6 protein-coding genes are annotated in these 12044 nt (G+C 64.7%); 1 reads left to right on the forward strand and 5 read right to left on the reverse strand.

All coding sequences use genetic code 11. From position 1 onward, the window contains the following. Positions 1 to 24: 24 nt before the first annotated feature. Positions 25 to 2091 carry a polyphosphate kinase 1 gene (gene ppk1 / locus IC234_RS20880; RefSeq protein WP_223827828.1) on the forward strand — a complete coding sequence of 689 codons (2067 nt, stop codon included), beginning with the start codon at positions 25 to 27 and terminating at the stop codon, positions 2089 to 2091. 145 nt (positions 2092 to 2236) lie between these two features. On the opposite strand, the gene IC234_RS20885 is transcribed toward ppk1, so the two are convergent. The 5 genes from IC234_RS20885 to IC234_RS20905 form a co-directional block, all read right to left on the reverse strand. Beyond that, positions 2237 to 5524, reverse strand: coding sequence for a M12 family metallo-peptidase (locus IC234_RS20885; RefSeq protein ID WP_190928557.1), 3288 nt, complete (start codon positions 5522 to 5524; stop codon positions 2237 to 2239). A 324-nt stretch (positions 5525 to 5848) separates the two neighbouring features. After that, positions 5849 to 6973: a DUF6268 family outer membrane beta-barrel protein gene (locus IC234_RS20890; RefSeq protein ID WP_190928559.1), complete on the reverse strand. Its 1125-nt coding sequence runs from the start codon at positions 6971 to 6973 to the stop codon at positions 5849 to 5851. A gap of 100 nt (positions 6974 to 7073) precedes the next feature. After that, positions 7074 to 8399: a GTPase HflX gene (hflX, locus tag IC234_RS20895; protein ID WP_190928561.1), complete on the reverse strand. Its 1326-nt coding sequence runs from the start codon at positions 8397 to 8399 to the stop codon at positions 7074 to 7076. 246 nt (positions 8400 to 8645) lie between these two features. Beyond that, a complete protein-coding gene (locus tag IC234_RS20900) occupies positions 8646 to 11423 on the reverse strand; it encodes a M16 family metallopeptidase (protein ID WP_190928563.1) in 2778 nt (925 codons plus the stop codon). A gap of 185 nt (positions 11424 to 11608) precedes the next feature. Then, positions 11609 to 11896, reverse strand: a complete 288-nt coding sequence (locus tag IC234_RS20905; protein ID WP_190928565.1) for a c-type cytochrome — start codon at positions 11894 to 11896, stop codon at positions 11609 to 11611. Positions 11897 to 12044 lie beyond the last annotated feature (148 nt).

Genomic DNA, 12044 nt, shown 5'->3' on the forward strand with positions numbered 1-12044 from the left:
ACTCTTCAATCACCCCCTCCCGAATTGAAAGTTCTTTCCCGCGACCTGAGCTGGCTGCGTTTCAACGCCCGCGTGCTGCAAGAAGCCCAGAGCCCCGCCGTGCCGCTGCTGGAGCGGCTCAAGTTTTTGGCCATTTTCAGCAGCAACCTCGACGAGTTTTTCAAGGTGCGGGTGGCCACGCTGCGGCGCCTAGCCAAACTCAAAAAGAAAACCCGCGCCAAGCTCAGCGAGCAGCCCAAGCGCGTGCTGAAGGAAGTGCTGGCCGAGGTGGCCAGGCAGCAGGAGGAGTTTGGGGCCACGTTTCGGGAGCAGCTGCTGCCGGCCCTCAACGACCACCGCATTCACCTCATCAGCGAGGCCGAGTTGACCGACGCGCAACGCGAATGGACGCGGCAGTACTTTCAGAAAAATGTGCGCGACCTGCTCTCGCCGGTGGCCCTGGATGAGACGCTGCACCACCTGTTTCTGAAGGACCAGGCCGTGTACCTCACCTTTTTTCTGAGTGAGCCGCGCGAGCGCAAAGCCAAAACCGAGGCCGAACGCGTGCTGGTGATGGAGCTGCCCACCAAGCGCCACGGCGGCCGCTTCGTGCGCCTGCCCGACGAAGGCGACGAGCGGTACGTGCTGTTTCTGGACGACGTCATTCGCGTGGGCGCGGCCGAGCTGTTTCCGGCCTACGAGCAGGTCATGGTCAACGCCATCAAGCTCTCGCGCGATGCCGAGCTCGACATTGAGGAAGAAGTGTCGGGCGACCTGATGGAGAAAATCCGCAGCAGCTTGGCCAAGCGCGCCACCGGCTTCCCGGCCCGCCTGCTTTTCGACCCGCGCATGCCCGCCGAGGCCCTGCGCGCCATTAAGCAGAAAACCGGCATCACCGACGAAGAGCTGGTGGAAGGCAGCCGCTACCACAACTTCCGCGACTTTTTCGGCTTTCCGGATTTTGGCGAAACCAGCTTTCACTACCCGGAATGGCCGGCGCTGGCCCACCCCACGCTGCCGCGCACGGGCAGCCTGCTCGACGCCATTGGGCAGCGCGACCACCTGCTGCACCCGCCCTACCAAAGCTTCGACTACGTGACGCGCCTGCTGCGCGAAGCCGCCACCGACCCGCGCGTGTCCGGCATCAGCATCACGCTCTACCGCGTGGCCAGCAAAAGCGCCGTGGTGAAGGCCCTGCTCAAAGCCGCCAAGCACGGCAAGCAGGTGACGGCCGTGGTGGAGCTGAAGGCGCGGTTTGATGAGGAATCCAACTTGTTTTGGGCCGACAAGCTGAAGCGCGCCGGCGCCCACGTCGTGTTCACGCCGCCCGAGCTCAAGTGCCACAGCAAGCTGCTGCTCATTGCGCGCCGCGAGGCCGACGAAACCACCCGCCGCTACGGCTACTTCAGCACCGGCAACTTCAACGAAAGTACGGCCGGCCTCTACACCGACCACGGCCTGTTCACGGCCGACGAGCGCCTCACGCGCGAGTCGGCCGCCGTGTTCGACTACCTGCTCGACCAAAGCACCGTGCCCGCGCTGGAGCACCTGCTGGTGGCGCCCTTCGGCCTGCGCCCCGGTCTCAACGCCCTCATCGACTACGAAATCAAGCAGGCCAAGAAGGGCAAGGACGCGTCCATCATCCTCAAGGTGAACGCAATCGAGGACGAGGGCATGATAGCCAAGCTCTACGAAGCCAGCAAGGCCGGCGTCCGCATCGAGCTCATCGTGCGCGGCATTGGGCGCCTGCTGCCGGGCCTGCCCGAGTGCAGCGCCACCATTCAGCAGCGCGGCCTCGTGGACCGCTACCTGGAGCATAGCCGGGTGTACGTGTTCGGCCACGGCGGCGAGGAAAAAGTCTACGTATCGTCGGCCGACTGGATGACCCGCAACCTCGACCGGCGCGTGGAAGTGGCCTTCCCCATCCTCGACGACGGCCTGCGCGCCGAAGTGCGCCACCTGCTGGACCTGCAGCGCCGCGACAACGTGAAAGCCCGCGATTTCGACAACAACTTCATCGAAGCCGCCGAAGGAGAAAAGCCCCTGCGGGCCCAGGAAGCCACCTACGCGTGGCTAAAAGGCCTGAAGCGCCGCCTGGCAAAGAAGCAGTAAAACGAAAAACGGTCATGCTGAGCGCAGCCGAAGCATCTCTACCGCAATGGTAAATCTTGTCGATTAGATTACTCTGGCGGTAGAGATGCTTCGGCTGCGCTCAGCATGACGGACTGCTTTCAGGCTCTTGCTTCGACGTGGCTGCCTAAAACGCCACCTTCTGCTGCTGCGATGGGCCGGTGGCCGGCTGCAGTTTGAACACGTAGAAGCCCTGCCAGCGGCTGGTGCCGGGCACGGGCAACCGGGTGATGCCGGCGGGCAAAGCCACGGTCTGCTGCCACACGGTGCGGCCCACCAGGTCGGTGGCGGTTAGCTGCACGGTTTGGGCGCGGGGGCTTTGCAGCTCCAGCTGCGGCGTGGTGCCCGTGGGCACCGGGTTGGGGAAAGCCTGCAGGCTGAGCGCCGGCTGGGCGGCCCCGTCGCGCTGCACCATTACCACGGGCGAGTAGCTGGCCGGGCCGTCGCGGTCCTGCATCAGCAGGCGGTAGTAGGCCAGGCCAGCGGGCGGGGCGGTGTCGGGCAGGGCGTAGCTGTGGGCGGTGCTGGTGTTGGTGGCCGGCACCCGGCTCAGGGCGGCAAAGGTGGCCCCGTCGAGGCTGCGCTGCACTTCAAAATACGCCACTTTTTCTTCCGAAGCCGTGGCCCATTCCAGCTCGTTCACCGGCCCGGCGGCCCGGCCCGTGAAGCGCGAAAGCACCACCGGCAGCGGGTTGCCGGTGATGGTGACGCGCCGGCTGTTGGTGCTGAGCTGGCCGCAGGGCGCCACGCTGCTCAAGGCCGTTTGCAAACCGCTGAGCAAGCCGTTTTGCAAGGGGCTCACGTTGTAGCCGCCCTGAACCAGCAGGCCGTACACGTCGTAGGTGCCGGCCGGCAGGGCGCGCAGGTCGGCGGTAGGGGCCACCTGTACCACGGCATTGGTGGCGGTGTTCACCACGGCGTACTGGTACTCGTAGCCGAGGTCCTGCAGGGGCGCAAACACCTTGCCCCCGGCCGGCGACGACGTGAACGTGACGGTGTAGGCGCCCACCGCGGGCGCCGAGGGCGTGGTGCTGCCGAAGTCGGACAGCACCAGCGTGTAGCGCTGCCCGGCCGTGAGGGCCACCGTGAGGCTGCGCGACAGAAAAGTGCTGGGAATAAAGTTGTTGGCCAGTACGTTTCGGCAGGGGTCGCTGGGCACAAAGCCGTTGCTGTCGTACACCCGAATGACCATGTTGCCGAAGCCCGTGGGCGTGTTGATGGTGTAGCTGGCCGTGGTCGAAGGCACAAACACGTAGCTGTCGTAGTACTCGACGTTGCTGTAGCGGAAGCAGGTGCTGACGTTGTTGGACAGGTACGTGGTGGGGTCGGTGGCGGCAATGATGCCGCTGAGCTGGTTCACACCGGTGAGCTCGGTGAGGCTGAAGGCGTTCTGGGTCAGGTTCAGGGCGGCGTCGCCGGCGGGGGCGCTCACCGCAGTGGCGGGCAGTAGCTGCGAGGCCACCGGCGCGCAGACCCCGATGGGGAAGTCCACGTCGTTGATGTCGAAGAAGACGTTGCCCACGGCCTCCACGCGAAGGCGGGCCTGCGTGGTCGTCACCACCGGAACGGTCACGGCCGCCGCGCCGTCGTTGGGCGTAGCGGCGGCCAGCACCGTCGGGAAGGTTTGCCCGCCGTCGGTGGAGAGCGTGATGCGCACCTGGCTTGCGTTGATGGGTGCCGCGTCGGTGCCGTTCACGGCCCACGTCACGGTGGCGGGCTGGCCGGCTATCCAGAGGGCGGCCGTGTTCTGGGTGGTCACGGCAAAGGGGCCGGTGTTGGGGGCCACGGTCAGGGTCACGTTGTCGGTGGTGAAGGTGCCGCCGCTGGCGCGCTGGTCGCGGGCCGTCACCACGAAGTGCAGGTCGCGGCCCACGTTGGGCAGGGCCTCGCCCAGAATGTCGGCCGGGCGGTTGCTATTGGCCAGCACGTACTGCAGGTCGGGAAAGGTGCGGCTGGGCGCAGTGCGCGGCGGCCGCGGCCGAAACAGCGGCGCCTCGGGGTCGTCGACGGCCGCCAGGCCGCCCGTGCCCGCAATGCTGCCCAGGGCGTTGAGGTTGGTGGTGTAGTCGAACTGGTTCCAGGTATACACCAGGGCTTCGCCGTCGGGGTCGGCGCCGCTGGCCGTGAGGGTGAAGGGCGTGTTGCGCGGAATCACGTAGTCGGCCCCGGCGTCCAGGGTGGGCGGGCGGTTGGCGTTGGCGGTCACCGTGGGGCAGCTCACGCTCAGCAGCTCGGCACGCATCTGGTTGAGCGAGTGCGTGTTGAAATGGTCTTCGTCGGTGGCGCCCACGCCCTGCAGCGTTTGGGCGCCGCACACGTAGGTGTAGCCCATGATGGTGGCCCCGCCGCCGGGCTCCAGGTTGCTACCCAGCGAGCCGCTGCCGCAGGGCCCCGTAAACGTGTGCGAGGCCCCGTGCTGGTGCCCCATCTCGTGGGCCAGCACCTGCCGGAACCCCGTGGGCCGCACCCCCGACCACGCCCCGGCCCGATAGGTCAGGTTGCTGTTGCAGATGATGCCCACGTAGGCCACGCCCCCGCCGCTGTTGTGAAAGCAGTGGCCCAAGTCGTAAGCGCTGCTGGCAAAGCGGCTGCCGATGAAGCCGGCCACTTCGCCCAGGTTTTGCTCGCGCAGCCGGCCCGTGGCCGCCGCCGCCGTGCTGGCCAGGGTGGCCGTGGTCATGGCCGAGAAATAGTAGGTGCCGCTGGTGGGCAGCGCCAGCTCAAAGCTCACCGACAGCTCCTGCGAGTACAGGGCCGACATCTGGTTCATGGCCGTTACCACGGCCAGCTCCACCAGCGCGTCGGTGCCGCCGTTGTCGGTATAAAATTCCTGCGTGACGAGAATGGCGTAGCGAATGCGCCGCAGCTGGGTGCCAAAGCTGAACGGGGCCGGCAAGGTGGAGAAATTGCCGGGCCGCCGGAGCCCGCCGGCGGCATCGACCACGCCGCAGGGGCCGGCATCGGGCACGGTGGGTTGCAGCTGGTAGTCCTGGCTTTGGCCATTGGGCACGGGCCGCAGGCTGGCCGCCTCCGCGCCCCCCGCAAAATCGGCCGTCAGGCTTTTGGGCGTCAGCACGACGGACACGCGGTGGGCGGGCACGCCAGCCTCATAGCCCACGAAGGTGCGCAGCCGCCGTTGGGCCGCCGCATCGGCTGCCGGCAGCACAAACGACTCAGTGAGCACGAAGGGCCGCGCCCCGCCCAGCGTGGGCAAGCTCACGCGGTAGGTGGCCGCCTGCCGGGCCGCTACGCCGGCTCCCGGCGCTGGTGCCAGCTGCTGCCGCAGCAGCGCCACGTCGAGGGCCACGCGCCGGGCCGGGCCGGGCTGCGGACGCAGTGTTTGGGCCGTAGCCAAGTGGCTGGTACCGGCCAGCGCCAGCAAGAGCGCGAAAGCAAATAATATAACTTTTTTCATTGAATAATGAAATGAAAAAACGAGGAAGGTGGCCGCTGCTACCCCAGGTTTACTGTGCGACACTGGCCGATTTTACAAAGCCAGGGCACGGGTGCAAACCGCCAAAAGCGCCGATATAGTTGCATAAACAGGCAAACACACGGCGGGCGGCTGGCAAGTTACGGCAAACTACTGGTAGCCATTGGGCGTGGCCGGGCCGATACATCAGCTTGAAACCAACAAAAATGGCCAGTCTCGCGACTGGCCATGGATGGGATGAATATTGAATTAAACCGGTAAGCAAGCCCCGCCGGCGGCCGGGCGAATGCGTCTCCGAGGCTAGGCTTACCGCCGCACGCCGGCTTTTTCCAGCAGCTTGCGCGGCGGCGTGATGAACAGCTCCAGGCTGGCGTAGGGCGCGCCGTTCAGCTGCGAGTCGATGATTTTCTCGCGGTCGGCGTTGGTGCGGTCGAAGGCGTCGAAGGCGTAGTTGTAGCGGTAGCCGCCCTCGGCGCCCAGCCACAGGAAGCTCAGCAGCTCGCGCTCCCAGCGCAGCCGGAATTTGACTTCGGTTTCGCGCAGCTCCAGGGTGCTGAGCACGGCCTTGCTGGGGTCGGGGCTGCCGTCGGCGTTTTTGCGGGCCAGCGGGGCGCGGGTCAGGTGCACGATGTAGTTGTACCCGTCCACGGTGTAGCCGGCGTAGAGGATGGAGCTGGGGTTGACGTTGTAGCGCAGCGTGATGCGGGCCGGCGCCAGCGCCTCCACGCCCCAGCGGTTGTTGAAGGTGCGGTTGTACACCACGGCCGGGTACAGGCTGAGCCGCCCAAACGTGTAGCCGTACTGAAAGCCCACGCCCCACGAAAAATTCGGGCTGCGCTTCCAGCCGTAAATGGCCTCGGCCGAAAAGCGGGAATAATCCGACTTGGTCAGCTCGTTCGAGGTGTAGTCGCCGCTGAGCTCGCCCTTCACGCGGGCCAGGTACCAGTGCACGTCGTCGACGGGCCGGATGACAGCCACCTGGGCGGCCGTGCTTTTCAGGCCCTTGTTTTCGATGTTGTCGTAGAGCTCGTAGGTGGTGGGCAGTTGTGCAAATTGAAACTCTTCGCGCTCGTAGCTCAGCCCCACGATGACCTTGAGGTGGGGATGGTTCCAGGCCGGAATGTAGCCTTTGATGGACAAGCGGGCATTTTTGGTGGCTTCGGTGCTGAAATCGTTCAGCCCCTGCACCTGCGCCGACGACGACACCCCGAACCGCGGCATGCGCTCGTAGCGCACTATCAGGCCCTTGCTGGGGCCCATGCCCAGCACCGAGGGGTTGGCAAACTGCTGCTTGTCGCGAGCGACGGTGTCTTGGGCGGCCGGGGCAGCCGGCGGGTACACCCGTTCCTGCACCTGCGCGCCGACTGGGCGGGCCGCGGCGCTCAACAACGTTGCCGCCAACCCGGCACGGAAGAATATTGAATCGAACATAAGGGAGCAAACCGGCCTGAATGGCTCAGTTTGCTCCCATACGCGAAAACCTCAACTTAGGCCACCCGGGGCCATTTGGTAACATGCGCGTAACACGCGGCTACTCGGCGGCCGTCTGGTAGGGGTAGCGCTGCTGGTGCAGGGCGGCCACGCGCTTGGCCAGCAGCTCGCGCAGCTCTTCCAAGTTGGTGCGCTGCTGGGCCGATACGAACACCACGGGGTCGTGCAGCTTGGCCATGTAGGTGGCCTGCAGCTGGGCCAGCGGCGGGCGCGGCGCGGCGGCGTCTTCGCCCTCGGCCTCGTGCACCTCGCCGAAGGGGTCTTGTTCGGCCTCGTCGGGCTTGTACTGGTCGATTTTGTTGAACACCAGCAGCACCGGCTTGTCGGCCGCGCCGATGTCGGCCAGCGTGTCGTTCACCACCTGAATCTGCTCCTCGAAGCCCGGGTGCGAAATGTCCACGACGTGCAGCAGCAAGTCGGCCTCGCGAATCTCGTCGAGCGTGCTCTTAAAGCTCTCAATCAGCTTAGTGGGCAGCTTGCGGATGAACCCGACCGTGTCGGACAGTAGAAAAGGGTTGTTGTCGAGCACCACCTTGCGGGTGGTGGCGTCGACGGTGGCGAAGAGCTTGTTTTCGGCGAAGACGTCGGCTTTGCCCAGCACGTTCATCAGGGTGCTTTTGCCCACGTTGGTGTAGCCCACCAGCGCCACCCGGATGCTGCCGCCGCGGGTTTTGCGCTGGGTGTGGGCTTGCTTGTCGAGGTCTTCGAGCTTGTCTTTCAGAAAGGCAATCCGGTCGCGCACAATCCGGCGGTCCGTCTCAATTTCCGTTTCGCCCGGGCCCTTCATGCCCACGCCGCCGCGCTGCTTGTCCAAGTGCGTCCAGAGGCCCGTCAGGCGGGGCAGCAGGTACTGGTACTGGGCCAGCTCCACCTGCGTGCGCGAAGTGGCCGATTTGGCGCGCAGCGCGAAAATATCGAGAATCAGCAGGGAGCGGTCGACGATTTTCACCAGCAGCTCGGCTTCCAGGTTGCGGAGCTGGGAAGGGGAGAGGTCGTCGTCGAACACCACCATGCTGCTGCCTTCGTGCTGCACGTAGGCCTTGATTTCGGCCAGCTTGCCCTCGCCCACGTAGGTGCGGATGTCGGGCTTTTCGAGGCGCTGCACGAAGCGCTTGGTGGCCGTGGCGCCGGCCGTTTCAATGAGGAACGCCAGCTCGTCCAGGTATTCCTGGGTTTGGGCTTCGGACTGCCGGCGCGGGGGCACGGATACCAGCACGGCGGTTTCCTGCTCCTTGGCGGTTTCGTAAGTGCCGTTGTCGGCCGCTTTGGCCAGGATGCGGCCGGCGCGGCCCTTCACGCCGTCGACGGCGCCGATGTGGCGGGTGCTGTTGGTGTGCTTTCTGCCGCCGGATTGGGTGGTTGCCATGAGGAAGGAATTCGATAATCGGGATAAAGGTACTGGGAGAATAAACGCAATTGCGGGGAAAAGGAACGGCGTGGTACCAACGAAAGAGGGCGAAGCAAAAAGAAAAAGAACGTCATGCTAAGCGAAATCGAAGCATCTCTACCGCAGCAGTAATCCTGAATCAGGGGATTGGTTGCGCAATAGAGATGCTTCGACTCCGCTCCGCATGACGTTCAATGAAACGTTCAGCTAAGCAGCTTAGCGGTTCTACTTCACCGGCACCTCCGCCGCGGCCTTCATAAAGTCGCCGGCTTTTACGATGGTGAGCTTGCTGTAATCCAGGTACTTCTTGGCGGCAGCGCTCACCTGCTCGGGCGTGAGGGCGGCAATGCGCTTTTCCAGCTCGGCGTCGTAGGTGAAGGAACGGCCGTCTGCTTTGGTGAGGTACTGCGACCATTTGCGGGCCAGTTGGGCGTCCTGGCTGCGCTCCACCTGGAAGCTTTGCAGGGCCGCCGATTTGGCGGCTTTCAATTCCTCGGCGGTCACGCCGTCCTTGCTCATGCGCTCCAACTCCTCGCGGTAGGCGGCTTCGAGGCGGGCCGAGTTGGCAGGGTTGTAGATGGCGTAGGAGCCGAACGTGCCGATGGCGTCGTTGTCGTCGGCGTAGGTGAAGGAGCCCACGCCGTAGCTCACGCCCTCTTTCTGGCGAATGCGGGTGGCCAAGCGCGAGTTCAGGAAGCCGTCGCCGAGGATGTAGTTGGCCATGTACAGGGCCGGGTATTCGGGCGAGTCGTCGCGCAGCGCGTACTTCAGGAAAGTCACGAACATGGCGTTGGCCTTGTCGTCGGTCTGGATGGACTCGGCTTTGGCGGTGGCCGTGTTCTCGAACAGGCGCAGCGGAATGCGGGCATACGCCTGCGGGGCCTTCCAGTTGCCGAGCTGGCTTTTCACGGTTTTGCGCAGGGCCGGCTCGTCAAACGAACCCACCACGGCCAGCGTGGCCGCCTGCGCTCCGTAGAAATTCTTGTAGAAGGCGCGCACGTCTTCCACCTTCAGCGCCTTGATGGCGGCAATTTCCTCCTCAAAGGGGAGCGTGGCGAAGGGGTGGCCCTTGGGGTAGGGCTCGCTCAGGCGCTGAGCCAGGTTGAAGGCCAAAGCCTGCGGCTCCTGCTTCTGCGACTCCAGGCCGGCCAGGCGCTCCTGCTTTAGCTTCTCAAACTCGGCGGCCGGGAAGGTGGGGTTGCGCAGGCAGTCCATCACCACGGCCAGCACGGTGGGCAGGTTTTGCTTGGCGGTTTGCACGCTCACGTTGGTGCTCTGGCCGTCGCCGTAGATGCGCACCTGGGCCTTGGCTTTGTCAAACGCGTCGCGAATCTGCGAGTAGGAGCGGGTTTTGGTGCCGCGCTCCAGCATGGCCGCCGTGAGGCTGGCCACCGACGACTTGTTGCTCAGGCTGGCTTCGTCGCCGTAGCGCAGGCGCAGGTTCAGGTTCACCGAGCTGCCGCGGGTTTGCTTGGCCAGCAGGGCGTACTTCACGCCGCCTTCCTGGCCGCGCTTGGTGCGCGTGTCGATGTTGGCGGGCGTGGCTTCGAAGGCCTCACCGGCCGCGATGGCGGCCTCACCCTTGTAGCCGCGCACCTGGTCGGCCACGTCGGGCGTGGCCGGAATGGGGGCGCGGTCGGGCTTGGCTTCGGGCCGGAACAGGCCCACGGTGCGGTTGCTGGGCTTGAGGTAGGCGGCTGCCACGCGCTGCACGTCGGCGGGCGTCACGTTGCGCAGCCGGTCGCGGTAGAGGTACACCAAGCGCCAGTCGCCGGTGGCGATGTACTCGCTCAGGGCCAGCCCCACCTCGTCCGATTTCTGAAACATCAGCTCGATGTCTTTCAGGCGGGTGGTTTTGGCGCGGTCCACTTCCTCGGCGGTGGGGGCCTGCCGGGCCACGTTGTCCAGCGTAGTCATCATCACCGTGCGGGCCGAGTCCAGGGAGCGGCCCTGCCGCACTTCGGCGTAGAAATACGCAAAGCCAGGGTCGTGCAGCGTAGGCGTGAAACCCCACTGGCTGGCCGCGCGCTTGCTCTCCACCAGGGCTTTATACAAGCGGCCCGAGGGCTGGTTGGTGAGCACGTCCACCAGCACGTCCAGGGCGGGGTAGTCGGGGTGCGAGCCGGCGGGCACGTGGTAGGCGGTGGCCAGGCCCTGGGTGTCGCCGGTGCGGCGCAGGGTCACTTCGCGCTCGCCGTCCTGGGTGGGCTCGGTGGTGTAGGTGGGCGCCAGGGTGCGGGCCGGGCGCGCAATGGGCCCGAAGTATTGGCTAATCAGGCCGAGGGTTTTGGCCTCGTCCATCTTGCCGGCCACCAGCAGCACGGCGTTGTCGGGCTGGTAGTATTTCTGGTAAAACGCTTTCAGGTTGTCAATGGGCACGCGCTCTATGTCTTCCTTCGAGCCGATGGTGGACTTGCCGTAGTTGTGCCAGAGGTAGGCCGTGCTCAGCACGCGGTCCATCAGCACGCGGCTGGGGCTGTTTTCGCCGCTCTCAAACTCGTTGCGGACCACGCTGAATTCGGAGTCGAGGTCTTTTTTGGCGATGAAGGAATTCACCATCCGGTCCGATTCCAGGTCGAGGGCCCACTTCAGGTTTTCGTCGGAAGCCGAGAAGGTTTCGAAATAGTTGGTGCGGTCGTACCAGGTTGTGCCGTTGGGCGAGGCGCCGTGCTCGGTGAGCTCCTGCGGCACGTTGGGGTGCTTGGTGGAGCCCTTGAACACCATGTGCTCCAGCAAGTGGGCCATGCCGCTTTCGCCGTAGCCCTCGTGCCGCGAGCCCACCAGGTAGGTGATGTTCACGGTAGTCGTGGGTTTCGACTGGTCGGGGAAAAGAAGCACCCGCAGCCCGTTTTTGAGCTGGTATTCGGTGATGCCCTCCACCGAAGTGACGCGGGTGACGCCGGCCGGCAGCGCCGCCGTGCCCTGGGCCAGGGCCGGGCCGGCGCTCATGCCGAGCAGGGCCGCGGCAGACAGCCAGTTGCGGAACGGAAAAGTTTTTTGCATGATGAAAAAAGGAAGTGAAAAAGGTTGCGTGCAGTTGAAGATTGACGCTAATAAAGGGTATTAATTTGATATGCCAGTAAGGGGATTGCCGCAGTCAGCCAATGGTTGCCAGCCGCAAAAAAATAGCCGGCCCCTCACGGAGCCGGCTGATAATCAAAAGCAAAAAAAGGCCGGTGGCCGGGCCGTTATTTCAGCGTCAGCGAATAGGCCACTACTTGCTGCACCTGCTCGGGCGTGAGCACCTTGCCAAAGGCCGGCATCTTGCCCATGCCGTTGGTGACGAGGTAAGTGCGCCCGAAGGCATTGAGGTTGCTCTTGGTGAGGTCGTGGGCGCCGTTGGCGCCTTTCTTGCCGTTGGCGCCGTGGCAGCGCGCGCAGTTTTTCTGAAAAAGGGCCTGGCCGGGCACCAGCGGCGGGCCCGCCAGCGCCAGTTGCGGCAAGAAGGCCAGCAAAGCAAAATATCGAAAATTCATACTGGGGCTAACACAAAATCAGGCCACAAAGTACCGGAACAATTAGGGAATGAGGGGAGGAGGGTATGGGGGGAGGAGGACGCAAACTGTGAAATGAACCGGCGGGCCCGACCTTTGCCAACTCGTACCCTCCTGCCTTCATACCCTC

It is taken from the genome of Hymenobacter armeniacus (assembly GCF_014699055.1).
Lineage (GTDB): Bacteria > Bacteroidota > Bacteroidia > Cytophagales > Hymenobacteraceae > Hymenobacter > Hymenobacter armeniacus.

Coding starts and splice junctions, on each gene's coding strand:
- IC234_RS20885 (WP_190928557.1), bottom strand. CDS start 5,524: ATGAAAAAAGTTATATTATTTGCTTTCGCGCTCTTGCTGGCGCTGGCC.
- hflX (WP_190928561.1), bottom strand. CDS start 8,399: ATGGCAACCACCCAATCCGGCGGCAGAAAGCACACCAACAGCACCCGC.
- IC234_RS20905 (WP_190928565.1), bottom strand. CDS start 11,896: ATGAATTTTCGATATTTTGCTTTGCTGGCCTTCTTGCCGCAACTGGCG.
- IC234_RS20900 (WP_190928563.1), bottom strand. CDS start 11,423: ATGCAAAAAACTTTTCCGTTCCGCAACTGGCTGTCTGCCGCGGCCCTG.
- IC234_RS20890 (WP_190928559.1), bottom strand. CDS start 6,973: ATGTTCGATTCAATATTCTTCCGTGCCGGGTTGGCGGCAACGTTGTTG.